Genomic DNA, 26,015 nt, shown 5'->3' on the forward strand with positions numbered 1-26,015 from the left:
TCAAGGGAGGGGACAAAATGGATTGGGACGGGTTCGCCCATTGGAGCAAGCATATCTCTGACTGGGGGGCTAACTATCACAAGTCCCTGCGGGACCGTCCGGTGCGCGCGCAAACGGCACATGGTGCGATTGCTGCACAATTGCCCGTGTCCCCGCCTGAAGGCGCAGAGACGATGGATGCCATCATGGCTGACTTTGAAACGATCGTTATGCCCGGCATGACCCATTGGCAGCACCCGCGTTTCTTTGCCTATTTTCCTGCCAACGCCGCACCCCCGTCCATGCTGGCCGAGATGCTGGTCACGACAGTCGCGGCCCAATGCATGTTGTGGCAGACATCACCTGCCGCGACCGAAGTCGAAGGGGTCATGGTCGATTGGCTACGGCAGGCGCTGGGGCTGGCTGACGGGTTCACCGGCGTCATTCAGGATAGCGCGTCGTCAGCCACGCTGTCGGCGGTGCTGACCATGCGTGAACGTGCAACAGGTTACACCGGCAATCGCGACGGGTTGTCGGACAAGGGGCAATTGCGCATCTATTGTTCCGATCAGGTCCATTCATCCATCGACCGGGCTTGCTGGGTGGCTGGCATTGGTCAGGCGAACCTTGTCAAAATCCCCACGAACGGCCCCCGATATGCAATGGATGTGGCGGCGTTGCAGGCAGCCATCACGGCAGATCGCGCAGCCGGTCACACGCCTGCCGGGATCATCGCGATCACGGGCGGCACCGGCATTGGCGCTTGCGATGTACTTGGTCCGATCCTTGAAATTGCCAGACAAGAGGATCTGTACACCCATCTTGATGCGGCATGGGCCGGGGCGGCGATGATTTGCCCTGAATTCCGTGCTGATTTCTGGGCTGATGTCGATGGCTTCGACAGCATCGTCTTCAACCCGCACAAATGGCTGGGCGCACAGTTCGACTGCTCTGTACAGTTTCTCAAAGACCCCGCGCCACAGTTGAATACGCTCAAGATCGAACCGGAATACCTGCGCACAACGGGCGAGAGCGTGACGAATTACTCGGAGTGGACGATCCCGCTTGGCCGCCGGTTTCGCGCGCTTAAGATCTGGTTCCTGATCCGGTCATACGGGCTTGAAGGACTGCGGACGCGCATCCGCAATCATGTCGCATGGGCGGGCGAACTGTGCGAGGTGATCCGCGCCAAAGAAGGTTTCGAAATCGTGACAGAGCCGATCCTGAGCCTGTTTTCGTTCCGCTGCCCCGGCGATGATGCGACACAACAGCGACTGGTGGACGCGCTGAATGATGACGGGCGCATCTATGTGACCCAAGGCGCATTTCAGGGCCGCAAGATCATCCGCTTTCAGGTCGGGCAATTCGACACAACACGTGACGATGTGGTGATGGCCGGTGCGGTCATTGGCGAGGTGTGGTCAAAGATGAAATAGCCCTCTGGTCCACCCTGCAATTGCTGTTATCAATCTGGCGCGGTGCAAGAGCGGACGACCAATCTGGACGCGTCGGAAACGAAATATGATCTGGCAAGAGAAAATACGCTTGCACTATCAGGGAGCGACCTGTTTCGCTTGCCGTTCCAGCAGCAAATAATGCGCAGCGATCAACAAGAGCGCCAGTCCAATCCCGACCCACATCACCATGGCTGTTTTCCACAGCACAAGCACCGCCGCCAAGAGCCGCAACAGCATTTCCCATGGCGGCATCCGCCCCTTGTCAAAACGTGCCAACGCCGATGCCATCAGATATAGCGCCAGCACAAGGCGCATCCCAAGTAGTGTCAGGGCCCCCCAGTCCGCCTGCCCGCTGTATCCTTCGATCAGTGCGCGACGGCCGTTTTCGTCGGTGATGGTCACGGCCTCTTCGATCAAAAGCAGTTCCGGATACCATGCAAAGACAAAGGGGATCGTGAACAGGACGATCCCGACCCTGACAGCTGCGACCCCTGTGCGCATCGGTTCGGTCCGGGTGATAGATGCGGCGGCAAAGGCTGCGATTGCCACCGGCGGCGTGATCGCCGAGGCGACCGCGAAGTAAAAGATGAACATATTCGCCGTGAAGAAGCTGACACCCAGATTGGCCAGCAGTGGCCCCAACAACAGCGCGACATTCACATAGGCGGGCACCGTGGGCATCCCCATGCCCAGAATGATTGCGCAGATCATCGCGCAGGTCAGCGCCAGCATCAGATAGACGCCGCCGACGATATGGATATCAAACCCGAACAGGGTCACGACTTGCGCTTTCTCCAGCCATGATGTCACGGCGCGGGTCAATTCGCCTGTCAGCCCGCTTTCATTCAAAAAGGCCGAGATGATCGAAACCGCAAAAAGAAGCAGAAATAACCGCGAAATCAGAATGCCGCCTTCGGCGAGAGAGGCAAGGACCTTTGATGGTTTTGCCCGTGTGTCCGGGTCAAGAAACAAAAGCGGCAACAGCACGGCAACGGCCCACCAGCCTGCCGACACAGCGTCGCCGGTGGCATTCACCATGGTCTGAACTACGCCAGCGGGCAGCACCTGCCCGACAAGACTGCCAGCGAATGCATCTTTGCTACCCAGAAGCAGCACCAAAATGGTCAGGATCGGCACGATGATAATCACAAGGTTCAGCCAGTCCTGACGCGACATGATCAGATCGTCGGGGATATCTTTCATGGCCGCGACGCGTTCGCGGCGGGCCTGAAACATCACTGCCAGAAAGATCGAAAAGAAAAAGGCCAGAGCAGGGAGCAATGCGGCGGTGATCACCTTGGTGTAGGGCACGCCAGTCAGCGCGACCAGAACAAAGGCGGCAACACCCATGACCGGTGGCATGATCTGCCCCCCCGAGGACGCTGCGGCCTCGACCCCGCCTGCGAACTGCGGCGAAAAGCCATTGCGCTGCATCATGGGGATGGTCAACCGCCCGGTGGACAGCACATTTGTCACCGGACCGCCGGTGATCGTGCCGAACATCGCTGATGAGACGATCGCCGCATGTGCGGGACCACCGCGCAAACGGCGTGTCAGCCGCACCGCCAGTTTGATGAGTGATGTGCCCCCCGCAGAGGTGCCAAAGAGCGCCCCCAGAATGACGTACGGAAAGACCTGATTGACGACGATATCCATGAAACGGCCCATAAAGCCATCCGGCGTGATAAAGACATTCGTCGCCTTCTGGATCGCGGCCCCCATCACGTCGCCGCCGTCAGCACCCAGCTTGGTCAGCAGGAAATTATTGTCCGACAGATCAAACATCCAGATCAGCGCGGTACCGACCGTATAGGCCACGACGATGCTGGCGACGATAACGAGCGGCAATCCCCAGACCCGCACATTATAGAGGAAAAACAGGGTGATGATCGTGAAAAGCAACGGGATCGTCCAGACCCCGAACCGGGCCTGACAGGCGGGCACTTCCGCATCGAAGGACATCCCCGGTATCACCCCGGCAGAGCGTTCGGCGGCATCCTGTATCAACCGCGCGCGCTCGCCGGTGATCTGGTCAATCAGACAAACCGAGTCGATCTCGACCAGATAGCCGAACGCACCCAGAAATGCCGCAAGGATCAGGCCCGCATCCAGCAGCAGGCCCAGCCATGCCAAATGCGGCTTTTCGGCCTTCCATGCGCGGTAAACACTGGCATCCAGCGCAACGATCACCATCATGACAAGGAAGACAGGCGGATAGAAAAATTCGGGCGGAAAGCCGGAGATGCGAAAAAACGGCTGGCCCGTGGCCGCGCGCACCCAATCCTGAAGCCCCGCGATTTCGGGCATCGTGTTGACAAGCCCGACCACGACGAGAAAAAAGGCCAGCACAAGCGCAATACGTTGACCCAAAGGGCGGCGTACAACAGGATTTGTCATTGGTATGGCTCCAAAAGGGGTCGGCATCAGCCGAACCCCGCAGATGGATGGTCAGTGCCTTAGGGGCGCAAACAGTCAGCGACCGTGTGGCCCGCATCTTCAAAGGCGCGGATCGCACCGGGGTGCATCTTGACCTGCACCGCACCGCAAGCGCCCTGACTAGGACCGTCGATGTCCCCAAAGCTCATATTCAGGAAAGGACCGCGCGGCGAACTGGTCACGAAACGCTCTTCACCCTCAAGAAAGGCTTTGGTGATATTATACACCAACTCTTCGTCCAGATCGGCGTTGACGATTTGTCCAAAGGCTGTGGCAAAGCTGTCAAATGTATCATCGTCAGTCACGACGGTAATATCGTTGCCTGCGTAGGCTTTACGGAATTCGTCAACGGGCACTGAATAGGGTGCATGGCCAGGAGCAGCGAGGATCTGCTGCCCCAATTCGCTGTTCAGCAGGTCCGAGGGCACGTCAAAAAGCGTCGTCCCACCTGCCGCCGCGATGGCGATCTGGCGCCCCGATGGCAGGCCTTCGGGAATTGTCCACGCGTCCACGCCACCACCGGTAATGGACGAAACAGTATCAGGCCACGGGTTTTGTACGCCCTCATATCCCTCACCATCCTTGAGCCCCGAAAACAACTGGACCAGTGCGCGCCCGGAGGTCAGCGCAGCCCCGCGCGGGGGCCCGTTCCAGATGCGGAGCCCGTCCAGTTTCGTGATATCTTCAACAGGATTGCTATTGTAGTAGCCAAAGATCTGCGCAGACCCTGCGTTGAAAAAGATCACGCGAATATTGTCTGCCAGCTTTGCGCCTTCTTCGGCACCGATGCCACTATAGGGGCCAATCCCCCGCGACAGCAGAAACGGCAGGATCAGCGGGGCTGGCGCCATATCAAGCTGGCCTTCGGCCACGGCCTGCACTGAATTGGTCAGGGTGGCACCCTCGGTTATCTGAAGACTGGCAACGCCCGCACTTTCCAGAATCGCTGCAAGCGTGGTGTCAATGTAATGCGGTGTCGAGCCGGGGGTCGTTGTTTCGGCTGTCAACGTGGCTTGCGCCACAGCAGACAAGGGCAACAGCGCAAGCGTCGCTCCAAAAAGCAGTGTTCTCATAATTGGTATCCTCCCTGATAATCACGCCTTCCTCCAAAGCCGTGTGCGGCAATTTTCAGGCCGCACCCTCAAGCTTGCAGAAAATATATGACTTGTCACGTATAATTTTTTGGGGCTTTATCGGGGTGGCAAAGCGGCAGGCTGTCATTCATGGACTGCAGCATCGCAGGAGGAGATTTTCATGTCGGAAGACGCACCAATTGATGCCAAGCGGCTGCAAAAACGCAGGGCGCAGGAAGACTCCAACATCTTCGTGCGGCTTCCCGCGGCCTATGCGGCATCGCGCGTTCAGGGGCGGCGGTTCCTTCAGCATGGCGGTGACCTTTCGATTGTCGAATGGCGGACCTTGTGGGACCTGCACGAGGCAGGTCCAATGACAATACGCGATTTGGCAAACATCCAGCGCACCGATCATTCGCTGCTCAGTCGCGCACTGCCCCAGATGCGCGACAAAGGATATGTCACCATGACGCGCGGCCTCGAGGACGCACGGCAGATAATTGTCACTTTGACCGAAAAAGGCGCTGATGCTTATGCAAAGGCTGCACCGATCATGGCACGCAGGCGCGCCGCCCTGCGCGAAGAATTCACCGACGCTGAAATCGCCGTTTTTATCGGATTCCTTGATCGCCTTGATGATTTCCTGCGCCGACCCGTCGAAGACCTTTTGCAGATGGAGACAGTGAAATGAGTGACAACCCCAATGTCCTGTGGATCATGGCTGATCAACTGCGGTTCGACTACCTCAGCTGTTACGGGCACCCGCATCTGCACACACCCCATATCGATGCACTGGCGGCACGCGGTGTGCGCTTCACCAACGCCTATGTGCAATCGCCGGTTTGTGGCCCGTCGCGGATGTCAGCCTATACTGGACGATACGTGCGCAGCCATGGTTCAACCTGGAATGGCATGCCCTTGCGGGTAGGAGAGCCGACGTTGGGCGACCATCTGCGCGAAGCAGGCGCGCGCGCGGTTCTGGTCGGCAAAACCCACATGACCGCAGATGCGGAAGGGATGGCATGGCTGGGGATCGATCCGGGCAGTGACATCGGCGTGCGCGTGTCCGAATGCGGGTTTGAACCGTTCGAGCGTGACGATGGATTGCACCCCGACAGCCCGCGACAGCGCTGGTCTGCCTACGATGACTACCTTGTTGCGCATGGCTACACATCCGACAACCCATGGGAAGATTTCGCAAATTCCGGGCTGGATACGGATGGCAACCTGTTGTCGGCATGGCTTTTGAAAAATTCGCGTCTGGCCGCAAACATTCCCGAAGAACATTCCGAAACCGCCTATATGACCAACCGGGCGATGGATTTCATGCAATCCGCGATGCAGGGTGATGCGCCGTGGGTGTGCCACCTGTCCTATATCAAACCACACTGGCCCTACATCGTGCCCGCCCCATATCATGACATGTACGACCAGAGCCATATCATCCCCCCGGTGCGTTCCGATGCAGAGCGTGACACCGATCACCCGCTGATGCGGGCCTATCTGGACGCGCGCGTCTGCAAAAGCTTTTCGCGGGATCACGTCCGTGAACATGTGATTCCGGCTTACATGGGTCTGATCAAACAGCTTGATGACAATCTGGGGCGCCTGTTTGCATGGATGGATGCAAAGGGGCTGACCGAAAATACGATTATCGCCGTAACATCCGATCATGGCGATTACATGGGCGATCACTGGATGGGCGACAAGGATTTTTATCACCAGATGGCGGTCAAAGTGCCGCTGGTCATCGCCGACCCGCGCCCGCAAGCGGACGGCACTCGTGGGACCGCATCCGACGCACTGGTTGAAATGATTGATCTGGCGCCGACATTCATGCACGCGCTGGGCTGCCGCGCCAAGCCACATGTGATCGAAGGGCGCGATCTGACCCCCCTGTTGCATGGGCAAGACGGCTTCTCGCGCAATTATGTGATCAGCGAACATGACTACCACTGGTCCGAAATGGCGCGTTCGCTGAATGTACCCCAAGAGGACGCGCGCACCGTGATGATCTTCGACGGGCGCTGGAAATACGTGCGCTGTGAAGGGTTCCGCCCGGTTCTGTTCGATCTTGCGACCGACCCGTCCGAACTGACCGACCTCGGGGCATCAACAGACCCCGCACATGACGCGGTCAGAATCCGGATGGACGCTGCATTGCTCAGCTGGTCAACGCGCCACCATAGCAGAATAACGGCTACGCCTGCCGTACTTGCGGGGCAAAAGACAGCAGCGGAATCAGGCATCCTGATCGGCTTCTGGGACGAAGGCGAATACAAAGACGCGACAGGAAAAGCCTTCGACAGCCTGCAGCCACACGGCCGCCCCTGAACAGCGACGGCCGGCCGCAACCGGCCCACTTCTGGCTATTTCTTATGGCCAAAAGTATCCTGGGGGTCCGGGGGCAAAGCCCCCGGCCTGTCGGCTTGCAAAGCAAGGCGAAACAAAGGTGGCCACACAGATCAAAGCGAGGTCAGCACAGGTCTTGGCCATCCTGATGATGGAGCGAACCGGACCCTGCGGCAGGGCATCTTGCCACATCCATTTTCGTGCAGTGGTGTCTTGTGGTATCGAACGTGACCGCCGTACTATCGTCAACACTGACATGGCCAAATTGGGGATTATCATGAACAGACGCCATTTCCTCGGGTCCGCTGCCGCAGCTGCAATTGTCCCGTGCGGGGTTCTGGCAGCCCCGGCCCGCTATCAGCTCAGGGCCGAGCCCGTCATCAAACAAATCCTGCCCCCGGGTGACGGAGCGACCAGAATGCTTGGCTTTAACGGCTCCATGCCGGGGCCCGAATTGCGGGTTCGGCGGGGCCAGCCACTGACGGTCGCGGTCGAAAATGGTCTGGAGGACGGCACCGCGATACATTGGCATGGTATCCGACTGGACAACCGGATGGACGGCGTGCCCATGCTGACCCAAAAGACCATTCCGCCTAAGGCCACGCACACCTATAGCTTTGTGCCGCCGGATGCGGGCACATTCTGGTATCATTCGCATTACCTGTCGCACGAGCAGGTTGCGCTGGGCATGATGGGGCCACTCATTATAGAAGAAGACACGCCGCCGGATGTTGACCGCGATATCACAGTGCTGATCTCTGACTGGATGATGCAGGAAGACGGGACGCTGGTCGGTGATTTCGCCAACCGCCATTCTGTCGCCCATGGCGGTTACATGGGCAATTATGCCAAAGCGTTCCTGTCCGGGCAGGACGTGCAGATCGGGGACCGCGTCAGGTTCCGGCTGATCAACGCGGCAACAAATCGTATTTTCCCTGTCACTGTTGGCGGCGTGAGCGGACAGATCGTGGCACTGGATGGCATGGCGCTTGCGACACCGCGCCCGTTGTCTGACCTGATATTGGCGCCTGCCCAACGGGTTGATCTGATCGTTGATGTCACCGGTCGCGTGACGTTCGACATGATCACACGGCAAGACCCGTATCTGTTAGCTGAACTTGTTCCTGTTGGAACAAATGCAAACCGGACGCAAGCGCCTGTTCCGCCGCTGCCGCCGCATGGTTTGCCACAACCTGCGGAGCCTGCACAGCATTTGACCCTGACCATGATGGGCGGTGCCATGGGGGGCCGCCATGGTGGTGACAACATCTGGGCCTTCAACAATGTTTCCGACCTGCCTGCCGACCCGTTTGGGACTTTCACACAGGGCGAAACAGCACGGATCACCTTGGTCAACGACACCAGTTTTGCGCATGGCATCCATCTGCATGGGCATCATTTCTTTGAGGTCGGCCCAGATGGTGCACTTGGGGATTTGCGTGACACAACGCTTGTCAGTGCCGGGGAAAGCCGGGACATCCTGTGCGTTTTTGACAACCCCGGAAAGTGGCTTTTGCATTGTCACATGCTCAGCCATCAGGTCGGCGGCATGAAGACCTGGGTGTCGGTGGCCTGACCGCCCGAAATAGCAATTGACAGGCGTCTTTCAAAAAATGATTGACGTCTATCATTTTTGCTCCCAAGCTGCACGCATCAGGGAGGAAAGCAATGGCATTCGCGACATTGCACGATGTGGCAGAGGCCGCGGGCGTCAGCTATGCGACGGTGGACCGTGTGGTGAATGCGCGCGGCGGGGTGTCGCAAAAATCTGTGCTGCGAGTGCAAGCGGCGATCAAGCAATTGGGTTACGCGCGCGACGTGAGCGCCGCAAATCTGGCGCGCAAGCGGGTCTACAGGTTTCTTTTCCTGCTACCCGAGGATCACAACGATTTCTTTCACAGTCTCTACAGCGCCCTGCAATCACATGCACAACGGCCAAATCTGTTGCGCATCGCGGTCACCACAACACGATTGCCTGCCTTTTCGGAAAAGGCCCTGATTGAAGCGCTGGCGCGCATCGACCCGGCGACCGTTGATTGCGCCTGCGTTGTGGCGCTGGATACACCCGCCGTTAACGCGGCGGTGCAGCGTGTCCGCGCGCAGGGTGTCAAATTGGTCACGCTGGTGTCGGATATCGACGCGGCGTCCCGTGACGCATATGTCGGCATCGACAACTATGTGGCGGGCAAAACCGCTGGCCGCATGATGGGGCTGTGCCACGGCCGCCAGCCCGGGCTTGTGCTGCCCATTATCGGCACAAGCCGCGCCCATGACCACATCCAGCGGTTAAGCGGCTTTCTCGAAATCATGCAGGCGCACTTTCCCCAGATCACCCTTCTGGAGCCGGTGACAAGCCGTGACGAGGCGGCGACGATCCACCGCGAGCTTGACGACATATGGCGTGCACATCCCAACCTGACGGGTGTCTATAACATGGGCGCAGGCAACGACGGACTGGTCGCCTGGATCAGAGGGATCACAGGCCGTGACCGCCCTTTTATGGTCATCCATGAACTCTTGCCCAATGCACGGACAGCACTTGAGGCAGGGCTCGTCGATGCCGTCATTGACCAAAAGCCAAAAGAGATCATCACCCGGACAATGGACGCCATGCGGCTGCTGGTCGATGGCGAGGCGCTGCCGACCCCCGCACCAGTCATCACGCCTGCAATATACCTGTGTGAAAACTTGCCCGATACACCCAAAGAAACAGACTGGATGCCTTCAAATGACTAGCTACTTTCAAGATATCGCCCCTGTAACCTATGATCCGCAAGCCAAAGGTCTGGCCTTTCGCCACTATGATCCGCAGGAAATGCTCGGTGGTAAATCCATGCAGGACCACCTGCGTTTCGCGGTGTGCTATTGGCATAATTTCGTCTGGGAAGGTAATGACCCCTTTGGCGGGCAAACCTTTGACCGGCCATGGTTTCCTGCCGATACGATGGATTTGGCGAAACGCAAGGCAGATGCTGCCTTTGACATGTTCAAAATTCTGGGCGTGCCGTTTTGGTGCTTTCATGACCACGATATTCGCCCCGAAGGGGCTAGCCTAAAGGAAAGCCATGACCGGCTGAACGAAATGGCCGACTACGTTCAGGAAAAGATGGAAAATGGCGGACCAAAGCTGCTCTGGGGCACCGCAAACATGTTTTCCAACCGGCGGTTCATGTCCGGGGCCAGCACAAACCCCGACCCGGATGTGTTTGCCTATTGCGCCAGCACTGTAAAATCCTGCATGGATGTGACCCACCGGCTGGGCGGAGAAAATTACGTTCTGTGGGGTGGGCGCGAAGGCTACGAGACGCTGCTTAACACCGATCTGGACCGTGAGTTGCAGCAGATGGGCCGCTTCTTGCAGATGGTTGTCGACTATAAGCACAAGATCGGCTTCAAAGGGGCGATCCTGATCGAGCCCAAGCCGCAGGAACCCACCAAACACCAGTATGACTATGATGTCGCGACCGTCTATGGTTTCCTCAAACGGTTCGGGCTTGAGGAAGAAGTGCAGGTGAATGTTGAACAAGGACACGCCATTCTGGCTGGACATTCGTTCGAGCATGAATTGGCGATGGCACGAACCTTGGGCATTTTCGGCAGCATCGACATGAACCGCAACGATTACCAGTCCGGCTGGGATACGGACCAGTTTCCCAACAACGCTCCCGAGGCCGCACTTGCCTATTACGAGGTACTCAAGGCAGGTGGTTTTACCACAGGTGGCACCAACTTTGATGCCAAGCTGCGCCGCCAGTCCCTTGATCCTGTTGATTTGATTGCGGCGCATGTCGGCGGCATGGACATCTGCGCACGCGGGCTCAAGGCGGCCTATGCTATGCTGGCCGATGATGCGCTGGAAGCGCCGCGCCGCGAAAGATATGCAGGTTGGGAAACCAGCGATCATCTGGTCGAAGGCAAGACGCTTGAACAGATTGCGGACTACGCCGAGAGTCGCGGCCTTGACCCGCAGCCTGTGTCTGGCCGTCAGGAAATTCTGGAAAACATTGTAAACCGATACGTTTAAGCATTTGGGAGAGTATGTATGAAAACCATTAAAGGCCCCGCCCTGTTCCTTGCGCAGTTCGCAGGGGACGAAGCCCCTTTCAACAGCTGGGACGGCATTACGAAATGGGCGGCTGATTGCGGCTATAAAGGGGTCCAGATCCCAAGCTGGGACGGGCGGCTGTTCGACCTGCAAAAAGCAGCTGACAGCAAGGATTACTGCGATGAAATCGCAGGGCAGGCGCGGGCAAACGGTATCGAGATCACAGAATTGTCCACCCATCTGCAAGGGCAGCTCGTGGCCGTGCATCCGGCCTATGATACAGCGTTTGACGGTTTTGCAGCGCCCGCCGTGCAGGGTGATCCCAAGGCCCGTCAGGCGTGGGCGGTCGAGCAGGTCAAACTGGCCCTCACGGCGTCACGCAATCTGGGGATAGGGTCGCAGGCGACCTTTTCGGGTGCTCTGGCGTGGCCCTACATCTATCCGTGGCCGCAACGCCCCGCCGGTTTGGTCGAGGCCGCCTTTGACGAGCTTGCCGCGCGCTGGCGTCCGATCCTGGACCATGCTGATGAAATGGGCGTGGACCTTTGCTATGAAATCCACCCCGGCGAAGACCTGCACGACGGTATCACATTCGAGATGTTCCTTGAACGGCTCGACAATCACGGGCGCTGCAACATGCTGTACGATCCGTCGCATTATGTGCTGCAATGTCTGGATTATCTGGACAACATCGACATCTACAAGGACCGGATCAAGATGTTCCACGTCAAGGATGCGGAGTTTAACCCAACCGGCAAACAGGGCGTCTATGGCGGCTATCAGTCGTGGGTTGACCGCGCAGGCCGCTTCCGGTCACTTGGCGATGGACAGGTGGATTTCGCGGCGATTTTTTCCAAGATGGCCGCAAATGACTTCGACGGCTGGGCCGTGGTTGAGTGGGAATGTGCGATCAAACACCCCGAGGACGGTGCCCGCGAAGGTGCGCAATTCGTCAAGGATCACATTATTCGCGTGACCGAGCGCGCATTTGACGATTTTGCCGGTGCAGGTACAGACGACGCGGCCAACCGCAAGATGCTGGGGATTTGATCAGATGGCACAATTGAAACTTGGCATGGTTGGCGGCGGAAACGATGCGTTCATCGGCGGGGTCCACCGGATTGCCAGCCGCATTGATGACCGCTGGCGACTGGTCGCGGGGGCGCTGTCATCCACGCCCGAGAAATCAAAGGCTTCAGGGGCCGCGCTGGGCTTGGATGCTGACCGCTGCTATGCCGATTTCGCGGAAATGGCCGCAGCAGAGGCAGCCCGCCCCGACGGGATTGATGCGGTCGCGATTGTCACCCCGAACCACATGCATTTTCCCCCCGCCAAGGCGTTTCTTGACCGCGGCATTCACGTGATCTGTGACAAACCGCTGACTGCGACCATGGAAGATGCGCAGGCGATGGCCGCTGCGGTGGAAGCGTCAGAGGCGCTGTTTTTCCTGACCCACAATTACACCGGCTACCCGATGGTCCGGCAGGCGCAGGCGATGATTGCGGCGGGCGAGATAGGCAAGTTGCGTGTTGTGCAAGTTGAATATCCGCAGGATTGGTTGACGATCGCGCAGGAAGATACCGGGCTGAAGCAGGCCGAATGGCGGACTGATCCCGCGCGGTCGGGTGCAGGCGGATCAATTGGGGATATCGGCACGCACGCCTATAATCTGGCTTGTTTCGTGACGGGTCTGCAGGCCACTGAACTGGCCGCTGATCTGCACTCCTTTGTGCCGGGGCGTCTGCTTGACGACAACGCGCATATCATGTTGCGATTCGACGGCGGCGCGCGGGGCATGTTGTGGTCAAGTCAGGTGGCGCCCGGGCATGAAAACGGCCTGAAATTGCGCGTTTTTGGCGAAACCGGCGGGCTGGAGTGGTGCCAAGAAGACCCCAATTACCTATGGCATACGCCCTTTGGCGAACCCAAACGCCTGCTGACCCGCAACGGGGCAGGGTCAGGCCCGCAGGCGGCTGCCATGTCGCGCATCCCCGGCGGCCATCCCGAAGGCTATCTGGAAGGGTTTGCTAACATCTACAGCGGTGCTGCCGACGCCATCGCGGCGTTGCGCGATGGCAAGCCTTTGCCAGAAGAAACTGCACTTTTACCCGGCATACAGGCTGGACTGGACGGGATGGCTTTTATCGCGGCGTGTGTGCAGTCCTCGGCGGAAAACGCAGGCTGGGAGCGACTGTGACGCACGGGGAATCCCCGTTGCGGTCAACATACCCAAGCGGGGCAACCTGCCCGTGATCCGCTATTCGCATCCACCGTCAGCCCAGACACGCAAGTTTTGTTTGAACGTGCCGCCGTAGGGGTGCTGTTTTGTCAGATTGGCCGATCCGGCCTCGGACAGATAGGTGTTCGCCTGCGTGCACAGGTTAGCTTGCTCCCACTGATGGCAGGCCGAACACTCTTCGTTCTTCCAGTAACTTTCGGGAAGCCCTTCGACAGGCGGGAAAAGCGGGCTGCCTTTGATCAACTCTTCCAGTGACTTTCCAACAATCGCAGCATCGCCTTGGGTCAACGGCGCTGAAAATGACACGGCCACAGGCTCTGCGGTTGGCGTGCTCTCGGCCCTAACTCCAGCTTCGTCCTGGGCCTGCGGTTCTTGCGTTGCTGGCATGGTTTCCGCGACATCGGGTTCGGCGTTTTGTGAGCCGCGTTCTGCAGCCAGAGCGTCAACAAAGAGATCTCTGGCTTGTGACGCGAATTCACTTTGTGGGTATTTATTCAGGAACATCAGGATATCTGTCGACGTGGCACCATTTTCGATCTGCTGCCAGGCGGCCAGTTCATCGGCTTGGTTGATCAGAATGGGTTTCAGCGTTTTGATCGACGTGTCGCTGACCACTGTTGGCCGTTCCCCCGCCTCAGCAATGCTGATTGACAGTAGTAGTGCACCACACAGAGCAGTGTTTAGCTTTACCATTCGTACCTCCAAAAACCGCGTCACACGGTTTATCATCTGTCAGCATTCAAAACTATAAGGTAATGCTAGCTGGAACATTGCAATATGTTCAACGGCATTGTCAGATTATGAACATATTGTCGCCAAATTTATTCGATTTTACAGTATTGAAGCGAATCCAGCAACATTGTTGGCCCGAGGTATCCTCCTCCTGGGTGGATTTTGCGCAGGACGCAGCATGCAATCGTCAACGATAGGCTGACGCCTCATTTGGAGAGACAGAGTGTTACAAGGGAAATTTCCGAAAATTACCGACTGGCGGTCCGCGCTCGTAGCAGGGCTTTTGCTGACGGTGCCTCAATCCATCATGGCGCAAGATAATATTTTCGCGCCGGGATGGATCATGGACAATGAAACATCGGCGCTGCGGTTCCAGTCTGTGAAAAACGTTACAAAGGTCGAATCCAGCACATTCGGGACCTATATCGGCACGATTGATGACTCTGGCTTTGCCACTGTGCGTGTTTTGCTGGACTCGGTTGATACAAAGGTTGATTTGCGCAATGTGCGCATGCGCTTCTTGTTGTTTGAAACATTCCAGTTTCCCGAGGCCGTGATCACGATGCAGATTGACCCAGCACAGCTGGCCGATCTGGAAGAGGTGCGGCGCAAGGTCTTTACGACATCGTATACGATTGAATTGCATGGTGTGTCATCCACCCGCGAAGCCGAAATTGCGGTGACATTGCTGGGTGACGACAAGGTTTCGGTAACGTCAGCCACGCCGATTTCGCTGCCGACCGCAGACTTCAACCTGGATGCGGGTGTCGCCAAACTGGAGGACGCGGCCAAGGTCGTTATTATTCCATCTGCAACTGTGACGTTCGACTTTACCTTCGATCGCGCAGCTTCGGCAGAGGAATATGCAGCAACCACAGCGGCCATCGCGCAGGAAACCGGATTTGACACGGTGGCGATGGAAGAAGAAGGCGACTTTTCCGTGGAAGCCTGCAAGGGCCGTTTCGAGATCATGTCGCGGACCGACAACATCAATTTTGCGCGCGGCAGTGCGGCTTTGGACGATACCAGTGGTTCATTGCTTGACAGTATTGCCGGGATCATCGCGCGCTGCCCGGATCTGGTTATTCAGATCGGTGGGCATACGGATTCTGACGGGAGTGCTGCGCTGAACCAGTCGCTGTCAGAGGCGCGGGCGCAGTCAGTGCGGGCCTATCTGCTGGACGTTGGTACCGATGCAGAACGCATCACCTCTGTTGGTTTCGGTGAGGCATCGCCGCTTGTGCCAAACGATTCAGCCGAGAACAAACGGCGCAACCGCCGGATCGAATTTACGGTTGTCGAAAGCGAATAAGCCCAACCAAGCTGGCGCCCCCTTGATCCGGTGCGCCAGCCAAAGACTGCCCGGCATTTGCGGCGCGTGATACCGCTGGAACGCGATGACCTTTGTTTCGGCTTGCGCTGCAAGCCGACCGACCGGGGGCGTTGCCCCCGGACCCCCAGGATACTTTTGGCCACAAGAAACTGATATGTGCGCCGCCGTCTGGCAGGTTGAAACGCAATGGCCATCTGATTGCCGCAACCGAGCCGGCTTTTCCTTGCTTTTCAAGCCCGGCAACAATCCCTAAAAGGGCGCTCATTCGCCCAGCTATCTGGATTATGCCCCGTGGATGCAAAATCGCCGCCCCCGTCTGATGTGCTTTCGCTGTCGATTGACAGCGAGGAGGCGACCGTGCGCCTTGCACAGGCGCTTGCCCCGCATCTGGGGCCGTCCGATATTGTGCTGCTGGATGGCGCACTGGCGGCTGGCAAGACATTCTTTGTCAGGGCCTTGGTAGATTGTCTGAAGACTGACGATCATGTTTCAAGCCCGACATATACAATCGCCAACATTTACCAGACCGCCATCTGCGATGTGCTGCATGTGGATGCCTACCGGCTTTCAGATGCGCAGGAGTTTTACAATCTGGGCCTTGATACACAGATTGACGAGTCAATCTGCCTGATCGAATGGGGGTCCCGGATCGCGCCCGCATTTGATGAATATCTTCAAATTTCGATTGCATTCGCTGATGATGCTGATGATGCGCGCATCTTCGAGATATCCCATGTTGGCAGGCGGTGGCCGGATGTGATCGGCGCTTTGAAAACGGAATCCGCGGACTGATGGCCCAACTAACACTTCTTTTGCAGAATTCGTCTGGCCAGCTTGGCGTGGGTATCGCCGAAGGCGAGCGTTTGCTCTTTGACAGCAGTGTGGACAGTTCCCTGACCGCATCACGCAATGTGCTCGAGCATCTTGAGTCCGCCAGATCGCAACTTGGCCAATCGCTTGACGATATGGGCGAAATCTTTGTTGATGTTGGTCCGGGCGGGTTAGGGGCGACCCGCACGACTGCCGCATTTGCCAATGCCTTGGCCTATGCCAAGGGCATAGCCGTCACAGGGGTCAATGCCTTTTCACTGATCGGCTCGCATGTGGCCCGCAGCACCGACAGGCCTGTCATTTGCATCCGGCATGCCGCCCGCCCGCATTTCTATGTCGGGCGCTTTGAAGATGGCCGGTTGCATGATTTCGCCTTTCTGGAAAAGCAGGCGGTTCTGGATCTTGTGACGCGGACGCGCGATAGCGCCGTTTTTGCGGGCAAGTTCAAGTTTGGTCCCGATGATGTGGGGATCGCACCGCCCTCGGTCGCGAATGCGGCTTCGATGCTGTCATTTTTATTGTTCGCCCGTAGTGTGGATCACCCCTCGCGCGGGGCGGCGCGGGTTTTCCCCATTACGGAAAGTCTTGAGGCGCACTATCTGTGATCCTATTGCTATGGAAATGAACCCGATGACTGATGATATGACCGATGTTGAAAAAGCAATTGCCAGCCTGCGCAATGGCGGCGTTGTCTTGCTGCCAACGGATACGGTTTACGGCCTTGCCGTTCTGCCAAGCGACGGTGACGCGGTTGACAAGCTTTACCGACTCAAGCAGCGGCCCCGGGCGCGGTCCCTGCCTGTCATGGTTGCCGATCAGGGGCAGATTGTGCAGTTGGGGATGAAACTGAACGACCGGATCACGCGCCTTCTTGCCAGCGATTTGGTGCCCGGTGCGCTGACCATCGTCGGCGAACTGGACAAGAGCGTTGCCCCCGCCTGGCTGTCTGATCGTGATGAAGTCGCGGTGCGTATTCCCGACAATGCGGTGTTGCTGACTTTGCTGACAAGAGTGGGGCCATTGCTTGTCACCAGTGCCAACCTGCATGGTGCGCCGACCGCCACAAATGCGGCGGACGTGTTGGCACAGCTGAATGGCGCGCCTGATTTTGTGGTTGAAGGGGCAGTGTCGTCAGATGTGCCATCCACGCTGGTGAACTGTCGCCACGATCCGGTGACTATCGAACGGCAAGGCGCCATCCCGCGGGCGAACATCACGCAACTGGTTGACGTACAGCATGACTGACTTTGTCCTTGGAATTGAAACCTCCTGCGACGATACGGCGATTGCGCTGGTGGACCGCGACGGCAATGTCGCAGGCGCGAAAACTGTCGCCCAGTTTGACATTCACGCCGAATTTGGTGGCGTCTATCCGGAGCTTGCAAGCCGCGCCCACCTGGAGGCGATCCTGCCCACGGTAGACAGTGTGCTTGGCGCAACAGGCGTGTTGCTGGCGGACATCAAGGCCATTGGCGTGACCCGCGGGCCGGGGCTGATCGGGTCCTTGCTGGTGGGGCTGTCGACCGTGCAGGCACTTAGCTTTGCCTGGGGCAAGCCTGCCATCGGGATCAATCACCTGCGCGGCCATCTGCGCAGCGTCGATCTGGAGGAAAAGCGTTTGACCTATCCCGCGTTGGTTCTGCTGGTGTCGGGGGGCCATACGCTGTTGGCCTATTCAAAAGACAAATGGTCGTTTGAATTGCTGGGCACGACACGCGACGACTCTGTTGGTGAATCCTATGACAAGGTGGCCCGGATGCTGGGCTTGGGCATGCCCGGCGGACCGGCGGTGGACATTTGCGCAAAGCAGGGCAACCCTGCGATCCGCTTCCCGAAGCCGATGATCAAGGAAGGCTATGAGTTTTCATTCTCGGGACTGAAATCCAGCGTTGCCCGCCATTTGGAAAACAATCCTGATTTTGACGTCAACGACGTGTCTGCTTCATTTGTGGCGTCATGCCTTGCGGTCCTGTCCACCAAAGTGACGCGGGCCATCAAAGAATACAAACCGGCCAGTTTCGCTGTCGTGGGGGGCGTGGCAGCGAGCCCGCAAGTCCGGCAGGCGATGCAGGACATCGCGACAAAAGAAGGGGTTTGCCTGTGTCTGCCGCCGCTCAAATGGGCCACTGACAATGCCGCCATGATTGCGTTGGCGACGTGGGACTATCTCGATCAGGATATCCAGACAGGGCTGGAACCGAAGCCAAACCTGCGTTTGGGGGATGCCTAAGGCATTTCACGAAAAACATGCCATAACAGGGCTTGGCCTGACGCCAGCGGGACGCTATCACAATCATCCCCAATGACCTCAGAAAGCCAGCCATGTCCGCAGTCGCAGATCGCATTGCCCGCAATATCGCAGCCGACATTGATGCACGTCCCGAACAGGTCAACGCCACGATTGCCCTGCTGGACGGTGGCGATACCGTCCCATTTGTGGCCCGCTACCGCAAAGAGGCGACAGGCGGTCTGGACGACACACAGTTGCGCAGGCTGGCCGAACGGCTGGATTATCTGCGCGAACTGGAAAAGCGCCGGGCGGCCATTGTGGCCGAGATCACCAATCAGGGAAAACTGACAGACGCCTTGGCCAAGTCGATAGCCAGCGCAGAAACCAAGGCGGTGCTGGAGGATCTGTACCTGCCTTTCAAGCCAAAGCGACGCACCAAGGCAATGATTGCCCGCGAAAACGGGCTGGAGCCGTTGCTGCGCGCGATCATGACAGACCGTGCCGCCGACCCGGCCGCGCTGGCCGAAGGCTACACATCTAACACCGTCGCCACCGCAAAGGATGCCCTGACAGGTGCGCGCGATATTCTTGTCGAAGAGCTTGGCGAAAATGCAGCACTTGTGGGCCGTCTGCGCGAAGTTATGCAGCAAGAAGCCCTCATCTCTGCCCGCGTCGTCCCCGGCAAGGAAGAGGAGGGGGCGAAATTCGCGGACTATTTCGACCATAGCGAAAAATGGGCAACCATCCCGTCGCACCGTGCGCTTGCTATCCTGCGGGCGACGAAAGAAGAAATCGTCACGCTGGATATCGGGCCTGAGCCGGAAACCGGGCTGGACCGGGTTATCGGTATCATCACCGCGGAAATCGGCGTGCAAGGTACGGCCCCGGGCGATGTCTGGTTGCGGGATGCGGCTAGTTGGGCATGGCGGGTCAAGCTGAGCCTGTCGATGTTCATGGACCTGATGGCCGATTTGCGCCGCCGTGCCCATGCGGCGGCCATTGATGTCTTTGCCCGCAACCTGCGTGATTTGCTGCTGGCCGCCCCTGCGGGAGCGCGCGCGACGCTGGGCCTTGATCCGGGGATTCGCACGGGCTGCAAGATTGCCGTTGTTGATGAAACCGGCAAGCTGCTGGACACCGCAACGATCTATCCCTTCCAGCCGCGCAATGATCTGGGCGGCGCCGAAGAAACGCTGACCCAGATGATCCGCAAACATGGCATCGCGCTGATTGCGGTTGGGAATGGCACTGCCAGCCGCGAATCCGAACGGCTGGTGGCTGATGTGATCAAACGCCTGCCCGCTGATCTGACCCGCCCCACGTCTGTGATCGTGTCAGAGGCAGGGGCGTCGGTTTATTCCGCTTCGGAACTGGCCTCGAAAGAATTCCCCGATATTGACGTGTCGTTGCGCGGGGCCGTGTCGATAGCGCGCCGTTTGCAAGACCCGCTGGCTGAACTGGTCAAGATCGAACCGCAGGCCATCGGTGTGGGCCAGTATCAGCATGACGTGGACCAGCGGCAGTTGGCGCAATCGCTCGCCGCCGTGGTAGAGGATGCGGTCAACGCGGTCGGTGTTGACCTGAACATGGCATCGGCGCCGCTTCTGTCGCATATCGCGGGCCTTGGCCCGTCACTGGCACAGGCCATTGTCGCGCACCGCGATGCGCATGGGCCCTTTGCATCTCGCGAGGCTTTGTTGAAAGTCGCAGGCATGGGCCCCAAGGCGTTTGAACAATGCGCAGGGTTTTTGCGCATCAACGAGGGCGCAGAGCCACTGGATGCCTCCAGCGTCCACCCAGAAGCCTACGGCGTGGCGCGCAAGATCGTGCAGGCCTGCGGGCGCGATATCCGCGCTATCATGGGCGACAGTGGGGCACTCAAGGGTCTGCGTGCAGAACAGTTCGTCGATGACAGCTTTGGGCTGCCCACTGTGCGCGATATCCTGTCCGAGCTTGAAAAGCCCGGTCGTGATCCGCGCCCGACCTTCAAGACGGCGACCTTTGCAGACGGTGTTGACAGTATCACCGACCTCAAACCCGGCATGTCGCTGGAAGGGACTGTGACCAATGTCGCAGCTTTTGGTGCGTTTGTGGATATCGGCGTGCATCAGGATGGGTTGGTACACGTCAGCCAGTTGGCCGACCGTTTTGTCAAGGACCCGCATGAGGTCGTCAAAGCTGGCGACGTCGTCCGCGTGCGTGTGACCGAAGTTGACGTGCAACGTAAGCGGATCGGATTGACCATGCGCAAGGACAATAGCGCGGACACACCGCAGCGTGGACGCGGCGATCGCAAGCAAAAGCCACAGCGCAATGTCAAACAGGCGACCGCCAAACCTGCCAAGACCGAAAGCCAAGGCGCGTTTGGGTCGGCACTTGCAGATGCGCTTAAACGGACAGGAAAATAGCGCGGGCCTGCCTTACTCTGGCTTTGTCAGGTTGATTTTTCAGGGTGGCGTTCTGATGCCTTAGGGTCAGGCCCCATGAAACGGCTTGATGCTGAGTTGTTGCAATGATTCACAGATCCCAATGATTTGGGAGACTGATGAGTAATCTTTATTGGCTGACAGAAGCGCAGATGGTGCGTCTTCGGCCGTTTTTCCCGAAGAGCCGTGGGCGGCCACGTGTCGATGACAGACGTGTATTGAGTGGTATTATCTTCATCAATCGCAATGGGTTACGCTGGTGCGGCGCACCCGCTGCTTATGGCCCGCCAAAGACATTGTATAATCGTTGGAAGCGTCGGAGTGATTTAAGTGTATTTGCCCGAATAATGAACGGATTAGCCGCAGAAGACCCCGACAATAAGACCATATCGATTGACGCGACCTATCTGAAAGCACACCGCACAGCCGCAAGTCCGGGGCTAAGAAAGGGGACGTTGACGTCTGATTGGGCAGACCAACGGTAGCATGAACACAAAACTACACGCTGTCACTGACACCAGCGGCCGCCCAATCCGTTTCTTTATCACCGCCGGTCAAGTCAGCGATTACACCGGTGCAATGGCTTTACTAAGCAGCCTAACTGATGCCGAATGGCTATTGGCTGATCGGGGCTATGATACAGATGGTTCCGGGAAGCCTTGGCAGACAGGGGAACGCGTCCCTGCATCCCACCCGCAACAAGGTCGTCAGATACGACAAGCGGCGCTACAGAAGCCGGAACCGCATCGAGCGCTTGTGCGGCAGACTCAAAGACTGGAGACGTGTCTCAACCCGCTATGATCGCTGCCCTATAGTGTTCCTGTCAGCAATCGCTCTCGCCGCAACCGTCATTTTCTGGTTATGCCGCCTGACCCCAGGGCAGCATAGGAAATGACTGAAAACGGAAACCGAAAGCCTTTGAGGCAGCGGGCAGAACAGGTTAACTTCATCACAGCGGGCTAAGTTCATGCCAAACTGACGTCAACCTGACAATGCCCTTACTCTGCCAGATGGCAGGCGACACGGATGTCGCCCAATTTGCGCATCTCGGGGCGTTCCCGCCTGCAAATATCTGTCGCAACCGGGCAGCGCGGGTGGAACGCACAGCCAGACGGTGGGTTGATCGGGTCGGGGATTTCGCCTTCGGGCAGTTCCGCTTCACGGCCAAAACCGTCCATTCGCGGGGCGGCCTCCAACAGCATCTTGGTGTAGGGGTGCTTGGTGTTGGCAAACAAATCCTCGGGGCACGCCTCTTCGACCAAGCGCCCCAGATAAAGCACGCCAATCCGGTCGGCCATGTGCTGCACAACGGTCAGGTCATGACTGATCAGCACATAGGTCAGGCCAAAATCATCCTTGAGATCGCTCATCAGGTTCAGCACCTGCGCCTGCACCGACACATCCAGCGCCGAAGTGGGTTCGTCGCAGACGATCAGTTTGGGTTCGGACGACAGGGCGCGTGCAATACAAATGCGCTGCCGCTGGCCGCCTGAAAATTCATGCGGGAACTTGCCTGCATCCAGCGCCGACAAGCCCACCTGTTCCAGCAGTTTTTCGGCCAGTCCGGTGGCATCGCCGCCACGGGCCACGACGGGTTCGACGATAATATCACGCACCCGCCAGCGCGGGTTGAGCGAGGCAAAAGGGTCCTGAAAGATCATCTGGATGTCAGAGCGGATCTTGTCCACCGTTGCCGCATCACTTTCGGTCGCAAGGTTCACGCCGTTGATTTCAACGGTGCCCTCTGTGGGGCGGAGCAGGCCCACCAACATCCGCCCGATTGTCGATTTGCCGGACCCGCTTTCGCCGACCAGCGCGTAGGTGCTACGCTCTTGCACGTCAAAGCTTACATCGGACACGGCTGTGAGATAAGCCTTGGCCCGCCGCTCGATCACCCGGTTCAACCATGGTTTGGACACATCAAAGACGCGGGTGAGGTTTTTGACAGAAATGAGCGCCATCAGGATACCTTTTCCGCGATCAGGGGGAACCAGCAGGCTGCGTGCCCGCCGGTGATTTCCGGCGCGGGCGCCGCCCGACATTTATCTTGGGCATAACTGCAGCGCGGATGAAAGGGGCAGCCTTGCGGGATATTGGTCAGCCGGGGCATGGCCCCTTCGATCTGGTGCAGGCGTGCCTTGCCCTGCGACGCCAGCGGGGTCGAGGCCATCAGGCCGTCGGTATAGGGATGCTGCGGGCGGGTCAGTACATCGCGTACATCACCCAGTTCGGCAAGCCGTCCTGCATACATGACTGCCACGCGATCGGCCGCCTCAGCAATGACGCCCATATCGTGGGTGATCAGCATGACAGCGGTGCCCCTGTCACGGCACAGACGTTTCAGCAGCGCAATGATTTGCGCCTGCACAGACACATCCAGTGCGGTTGTGGGCTCGTCGGCAATAATCAGGGACGGTTCGGCGCATAGGGCCAAGGCAATGACCACACGTTGGCGCATCCCGCCGCTGAACTCATGCGGGTAACTACCGATACGTTCGGCAGCGCCGGGAATGCCGACTTCTTCCAAAGCGGCGACTGCGCGCTTTTCGGCCTCGGCCCGACTTATCGGCAGATGGGTCAGCATGGTTTCGGTCAGTTGATCCCCGATGCTTAGCAGCGGGTTCAATGATGTCAGCGGGTCTTGGAACACCATCCCGATCTGTTTGCCACGCAGGCGGCGCATCGCATCGCCTTTGAGTTGGTCGATGCGGTTTCCGTTCAGCCAAATCTCTCCCGCAGCAATTCTTGCGGGTGGGGTCAGCAGGCCGATGACCGCGTTACCGGCCATTGACTTGCCTGCGCCGCTTTCGCCGACAATGCCCAGAATTTCGCCAGCCCGTATGTCGTAGCTGACGCCATCCACCGGCCTGACGACGCCTGCGCGGGTCGGGATTTCCACGGACAGTCCGCGGATTGACAGCACAACATCAGACATCAACGCAACCTCGGGTTCAGGGCATCGCGGAGCCAGTCACCCAGCAAATTGACACTCAGCGCCAGCGCCAGAAGGGTGACGGCGGGAAACAGCAAAATCCACCATTCGCCGGAAAACAGGAAGCCCTGCCCGATACGGATGAGCGTGCCCAGCGATGGTTGCGTGGGCGGCGCGCCAACGCCGAGAAAGCTAAGCGTTGCTTCGGCGATGATCGCCAAAGCCAGAGAAATTGTCGCGATGACAAGCACGGGCGACAGCACGTTGGGCAGGATATGCCGCAGCATGATGGCAAACGGGGTGCGCCCGATCAGCCGCGCGGCTTCGACATATTCCTTGCGCTTTTCAACCAAGGTTGCGCCGCGCACGACGCGGGCGAACTGCACCCAATCGCTCAGCCCAATTGCCACGATCAGTACCCAGATCGCCATCTGGTCGCGATATTCTACAGGGGTAAACCCTTTGGCGACCCCGAAAATCAGCATCGCAACAAGGATCGACGGGAAGGTCAGCTGCACGTCTGCGGTCCGCATGATGATCGTTTCGGTCCATCCCCCCACATAGCCCGAAATCAGCCCCAGCGTGATTCCCAGAACCATGGCAAACAGCACAGCGGCCACGCCCACAAACAGCGACACGCGCATCCCGTAAAGGATGGTGGAAAAGACGTCGCGCCCCTGATCGTCAGTGCCCAGCAGGAAGGTTTCGCCGGTAAAGGCGTTGGGTGCCATCGGGCCGGTGAAGCCGTTCATCAGGTTCAGCGATGCAGGGTCAAACGGATTTGTCGGCGCAATCAGCGGTGCAAAAAGTGCCGACAGGATCAGTATGCTGACCACGATCGTAGAGGCGACTGCGACAGGCGACCGTTTGAATGCATAGAAAATGTCGCTATCCAGAAACAGGCGCACACGTGACTTTTGCGGAATTTTTTGGGTCATGTCGGACATCAGTGGCCTCCGGACCGGTCCACGCGCAAGCGCGGATCAATAAAGAAATAGAGCATGTCCACAATCAGGTTGATGCCCACAAACATGACCGAGATCAGCATCAGATAGGCGGCCATCACCGGGATATCGACGAACTGGACCGCATTAATGAACAACAGCCCAACGCCGGGCCACTGAAAGACGGTTTCAGTGATGATTGCAAAGGCAATGATCGCACCAAGTTGCAGGCCGATGACCGTAATGACAGGCACCATCGTGTTTTTCAGGGCGTGGCGGAAATTGACGGTACGGTCCCGCAATCCGCGCGCGCGGGCAAAGCGGATATAGTCCTGCCGCAGGACCTCAAGCATCTCAGAACGCACCAGCCGCATGATCAGGGTCATCTGGTAAAGACCCAGCGTGATCGAGGGTAAGACAAGCGCCTTGAGACCCGTAGCCGTCAGAAACCCTGTAGACCAACTGCCGATCTGGACCGTCTCGCCCCGCCCGAAACTGGGCAGCCAGCCAAGCTCGACCGAGAAAACATAGATCAGCAAAATCCCGATCAGGAAGGTGGGCAGCGACACCCCGATCAGGGATGCGGACATGATGAAATTGGCGACGAAACCATCGCGGCGGATCGCCGTGAATACCCCGAATGCAATGCCCAGCAAGATCGCCAGCACCCCCGACACGGCTGCCAGTTCCAGCGTGGCTGGTGCCCGCTCCATCAGGATGTCGGCAACAGGTCGCCCCTGCCTGTAGCTGACGCCAAAATTACCCTGCACGGCCCCTTCGAGAAATTTGAAATATTGCACCGGGAAGGATTGATCCAACCCCAGCTGTTCGCGCAGCCGTTCGATATCAGCTGCTGTGCGTTCCTGCCCCAGCATATTGTCAATGGGATCGCCCACAAAGCGAAACATCGAAAATGCCGCCAGCCCTACGATCAGCAAGACAAGTGCAGACTGCGCAACGCGGCGGATAATGTAGGCCAGCATGATGGTGAATTTCCCAGTGGTTG

General features: G+C 58.2%; 21 protein-coding genes and 1 pseudogene. 15 read left to right on the forward strand and 7 right to left on the reverse strand.

Annotated features, from left to right (window positions below):
- Positions 1–17: 17 nt before the first annotated feature.
- Positions 18–1,415 (forward strand): pyridoxal phosphate-dependent decarboxylase family protein, encoded by a 1,398-nt coding sequence (locus C8N45_RS17795; RefSeq protein WP_108387612.1) that lies wholly within the window; start codon positions 18–20, stop codon positions 1,413–1,415.
- 117 nt (positions 1,416–1,532) lie between these two features.
- On the opposite strand, the gene C8N45_RS17800 is transcribed toward C8N45_RS17795, so the two are convergent.
- Positions 1,533–3,833, reverse strand: coding sequence for a TRAP transporter permease (locus C8N45_RS17800; RefSeq protein ID WP_108387613.1), 2,301 nt, complete (start codon positions 3,831–3,833; stop codon positions 1,533–1,535).
- A 59-nt stretch (positions 3,834–3,892) separates the two neighbouring features.
- The gene (locus C8N45_RS17805; RefSeq protein WP_108387614.1) at positions 3,893–4,945 is read right to left on the reverse strand and encodes a TAXI family TRAP transporter solute-binding subunit; all 1,053 of its coding nucleotides are present in this window, start codon (positions 4,943–4,945) and stop codon (positions 3,893–3,895) included.
- A 181-nt stretch (positions 4,946–5,126) separates the two neighbouring features.
- Here C8N45_RS17805 and C8N45_RS17810 point away from each other — a divergent pair, with 181 nt between their 5' ends.
- From C8N45_RS17810 to C8N45_RS17840, 7 genes are all read left to right on the forward strand, one after another.
- Entirely contained in the window at positions 5,127–5,636 is a 510-nt protein-coding gene (locus tag C8N45_RS17810) for a MarR family winged helix-turn-helix transcriptional regulator (RefSeq protein ID WP_133176006.1), read from the forward strand.
- A complete protein-coding gene (locus C8N45_RS17815; RefSeq protein WP_108387616.1) occupies positions 5,633–7,279 on the forward strand; it encodes a sulfatase-like hydrolase/transferase in 1,647 nt (548 codons plus the stop codon). Before C8N45_RS17810 ends, C8N45_RS17815 begins: the two co-directional genes overlap by 4 nt.
- Positions 7,280–7,574: 295 nt before the next feature.
- A complete protein-coding gene (locus tag C8N45_RS17820) occupies positions 7,575–8,873 on the forward strand; it encodes a multicopper oxidase family protein (RefSeq protein ID WP_108387679.1) in 1,299 nt (432 codons plus the stop codon).
- Positions 8,874–8,965: 92 nt separating this feature from the next.
- A complete protein-coding gene (locus C8N45_RS17825; protein ID WP_108387617.1) occupies positions 8,966–10,033 on the forward strand; it encodes a LacI family DNA-binding transcriptional regulator in 1,068 nt (355 codons plus the stop codon).
- Positions 10,026–11,321: a xylose isomerase gene (gene xylA, locus C8N45_RS17830; RefSeq protein ID WP_108387618.1), complete on the forward strand. Its 1,296-nt coding sequence runs from the start codon at positions 10,026–10,028 to the stop codon at positions 11,319–11,321. Before C8N45_RS17825 ends, xylA begins: the two co-directional genes overlap by 8 nt.
- Positions 11,322–11,339: 18 nt before the next feature.
- Positions 11,340–12,392 carry a sugar phosphate isomerase/epimerase family protein gene (locus C8N45_RS17835; protein WP_108387619.1) on the forward strand — a complete coding sequence of 351 codons (1,053 nt, stop codon included), beginning with the start codon at positions 11,340–11,342 and terminating at the stop codon, positions 12,390–12,392.
- A 4-nt stretch (positions 12,393–12,396) separates the two neighbouring features.
- Positions 12,397–13,539, forward strand: coding sequence for a Gfo/Idh/MocA family protein (locus C8N45_RS17840; RefSeq protein ID WP_108387620.1), 1,143 nt, complete (start codon positions 12,397–12,399; stop codon positions 13,537–13,539).
- A 60-nt stretch (positions 13,540–13,599) separates the two neighbouring features.
- Here the strand turns inward: C8N45_RS17840 and C8N45_RS17845 are convergent, their stop codons facing one another.
- The gene (locus tag C8N45_RS17845; RefSeq protein WP_133176007.1) at positions 13,600–14,274 is read right to left on the reverse strand and encodes a hypothetical protein; all 675 of its coding nucleotides are present in this window, start codon (positions 14,272–14,274) and stop codon (positions 13,600–13,602) included.
- 262 nt (positions 14,275–14,536) lie between these two features.
- On the opposite strand from C8N45_RS17845, the gene C8N45_RS17850 reads away from it, so the two are divergent.
- The 7 genes and pseudogenes from C8N45_RS17850 to C8N45_RS17880 all read left to right on the forward strand — a co-directional run bounded on the left by C8N45_RS17850 (position 14,537) and on the right by C8N45_RS17880 (position 22,028).
- On the forward strand, positions 14,537–15,625 hold the full coding sequence (locus C8N45_RS17850) for an OmpA family protein (RefSeq protein ID WP_245882729.1): 1,089 nt from the start codon (positions 14,537–14,539) through the stop codon (positions 15,623–15,625).
- 312 nt (positions 15,626–15,937) lie between these two features.
- On the forward strand, positions 15,938–16,438 hold the full coding sequence (gene tsaE / locus C8N45_RS17855; RefSeq protein WP_168769516.1) for a tRNA (adenosine(37)-N6)-threonylcarbamoyltransferase complex ATPase subunit type 1 TsaE: 501 nt from the start codon (positions 15,938–15,940) through the stop codon (positions 16,436–16,438).
- Entirely contained in the window at positions 16,438–17,082 is a 645-nt protein-coding gene (locus tag C8N45_RS17860; RefSeq protein WP_108387624.1) for a hypothetical protein, read from the forward strand. The genes tsaE and C8N45_RS17860 overlap by 1 nt, the downstream gene beginning before the upstream one ends.
- Positions 17,083–17,107: 25 nt before the next feature.
- Entirely contained in the window at positions 17,108–17,722 is a 615-nt protein-coding gene (locus C8N45_RS17865; protein ID WP_211095483.1) for an L-threonylcarbamoyladenylate synthase, read from the forward strand.
- A complete protein-coding gene (gene tsaD, locus C8N45_RS17870) occupies positions 17,715–18,707 on the forward strand; it encodes a tRNA (adenosine(37)-N6)-threonylcarbamoyltransferase complex transferase subunit TsaD (RefSeq protein ID WP_108387625.1) in 993 nt (330 codons plus the stop codon). Before C8N45_RS17865 ends, tsaD begins: the two co-directional genes overlap by 8 nt.
- Positions 18,708–18,799: 92 nt before the next feature.
- Positions 18,800–21,115 (forward strand): Tex family protein, encoded by a 2,316-nt coding sequence (locus C8N45_RS17875; protein WP_108387626.1) that lies wholly within the window; start codon positions 18,800–18,802, stop codon positions 21,113–21,115.
- Positions 21,116–21,252: 137 nt separating this feature from the next.
- A pseudogene (locus C8N45_RS17880) lies at positions 21,253–22,028 on the forward strand (IS5 family transposase).
- A 103-nt stretch (positions 22,029–22,131) separates the two neighbouring features.
- Here the strand turns inward: C8N45_RS17880 and C8N45_RS17885 are convergent.
- Genes C8N45_RS17885 through C8N45_RS17900 form a run of 4 tightly spaced genes read right to left on the reverse strand, consistent with a single transcriptional unit; the run spans position 22,132 to position 25,992 of the window.
- On the reverse strand, positions 22,132–23,094 hold the full coding sequence (locus C8N45_RS17885) for an ABC transporter ATP-binding protein (RefSeq protein ID WP_108387627.1): 963 nt from the start codon (positions 23,092–23,094) through the stop codon (positions 22,132–22,134).
- Positions 23,094–24,068, reverse strand: a complete 975-nt coding sequence (locus tag C8N45_RS17890; RefSeq protein ID WP_108387628.1) for an ABC transporter ATP-binding protein — start codon at positions 24,066–24,068, stop codon at positions 23,094–23,096. The genes C8N45_RS17885 and C8N45_RS17890 overlap by 1 nt, the downstream gene beginning before the upstream one ends.
- Complete coding sequence (locus C8N45_RS17895) at positions 24,068–25,012, reverse strand: ABC transporter permease (RefSeq protein ID WP_108387629.1); 945 nt, start codon at positions 25,010–25,012, stop codon at positions 24,068–24,070. Before C8N45_RS17895 ends, C8N45_RS17890 begins: the two co-directional genes overlap by 1 nt.
- Positions 25,012–25,992 carry an ABC transporter permease gene (locus C8N45_RS17900; protein ID WP_108387630.1) on the reverse strand — a complete coding sequence of 327 codons (981 nt, stop codon included), beginning with the start codon at positions 25,990–25,992 and terminating at the stop codon, positions 25,012–25,014. Before C8N45_RS17900 ends, C8N45_RS17895 begins: the two co-directional genes overlap by 1 nt.
- Positions 25,993–26,015: the final 23 nt, after the last annotated feature.

The sequence above is a fragment of the Yoonia sediminilitoris genome, from assembly GCF_003058085.1.
GTDB lineage: Bacteria > Pseudomonadota > Alphaproteobacteria > Rhodobacterales > Rhodobacteraceae > Yoonia > Yoonia sediminilitoris.

Bases quoted from the DNA above. Each gene is read 5' to 3' on its own strand.
- C8N45_RS17885 (WP_108387627.1), bottom strand. From the start codon at position 23,094: ATGGCGCTCATTTCTGTCAAAAACCTCACCCGCGTCTTTGATGTGTCC.
- C8N45_RS17845 (WP_133176007.1), bottom strand. From the start codon at position 14,274: ATGGTAAAGCTAAACACTGCTCTGTGTGGTGCACTACTACTGTCAATC.
- C8N45_RS17895 (WP_108387629.1), bottom strand. From the start codon at position 25,012: ATGTCCGACATGACCCAAAAAATTCCGCAAAAGTCACGTGTGCGCCTG.
- C8N45_RS17805 (WP_108387614.1), bottom strand. From the start codon at position 4,945: ATGAGAACACTGCTTTTTGGAGCGACGCTTGCGCTGTTGCCCTTGTCT.
- C8N45_RS17900 (WP_108387630.1), bottom strand. From the start codon at position 25,992: ATGCTGGCCTACATTATCCGCCGCGTTGCGCAGTCTGCACTTGTCTTG.
- C8N45_RS17815 (WP_108387616.1), top strand. From the start codon at position 5,633: ATGAGTGACAACCCCAATGTCCTGTGGATCATGGCTGATCAACTGCGG.
- C8N45_RS17820 (WP_108387679.1), top strand. From the start codon at position 7,575: ATGAACAGACGCCATTTCCTCGGGTCCGCTGCCGCAGCTGCAATTGTC.
- C8N45_RS17810 (WP_133176006.1), top strand. From the start codon at position 5,127: ATGTCGGAAGACGCACCAATTGATGCCAAGCGGCTGCAAAAACGCAGG.
- C8N45_RS17840 (WP_108387620.1), top strand. From the start codon at position 12,397: ATGGCACAATTGAAACTTGGCATGGTTGGCGGCGGAAACGATGCGTTC.
- C8N45_RS17860 (WP_108387624.1), top strand. From the start codon at position 16,438: ATGGCCCAACTAACACTTCTTTTGCAGAATTCGTCTGGCCAGCTTGGC.
- C8N45_RS17835 (WP_108387619.1), top strand. From the start codon at position 11,340: ATGAAAACCATTAAAGGCCCCGCCCTGTTCCTTGCGCAGTTCGCAGGG.
- C8N45_RS17875 (WP_108387626.1), top strand. From the start codon at position 18,800: ATGTCCGCAGTCGCAGATCGCATTGCCCGCAATATCGCAGCCGACATT.
- C8N45_RS17890 (WP_108387628.1), bottom strand. From the start codon at position 24,068: ATGTCTGATGTTGTGCTGTCAATCCGCGGACTGTCCGTGGAAATCCCG.
- tsaD (WP_108387625.1), top strand. From the start codon at position 17,715: ATGACTGACTTTGTCCTTGGAATTGAAACCTCCTGCGACGATACGGCG.
- C8N45_RS17865 (WP_211095483.1), top strand. From the start codon at position 17,108: ATGACTGATGATATGACCGATGTTGAAAAAGCAATTGCCAGCCTGCGC.
- C8N45_RS17825 (WP_108387617.1), top strand. From the start codon at position 8,966: ATGGCATTCGCGACATTGCACGATGTGGCAGAGGCCGCGGGCGTCAGC.
- xylA (WP_108387618.1), top strand. From the start codon at position 10,026: ATGACTAGCTACTTTCAAGATATCGCCCCTGTAACCTATGATCCGCAA.
- C8N45_RS17800 (WP_108387613.1), bottom strand. From the start codon at position 3,833: ATGACAAATCCTGTTGTACGCCGCCCTTTGGGTCAACGTATTGCGCTT.
- C8N45_RS17795 (WP_108387612.1), top strand. From the start codon at position 18: ATGGATTGGGACGGGTTCGCCCATTGGAGCAAGCATATCTCTGACTGG.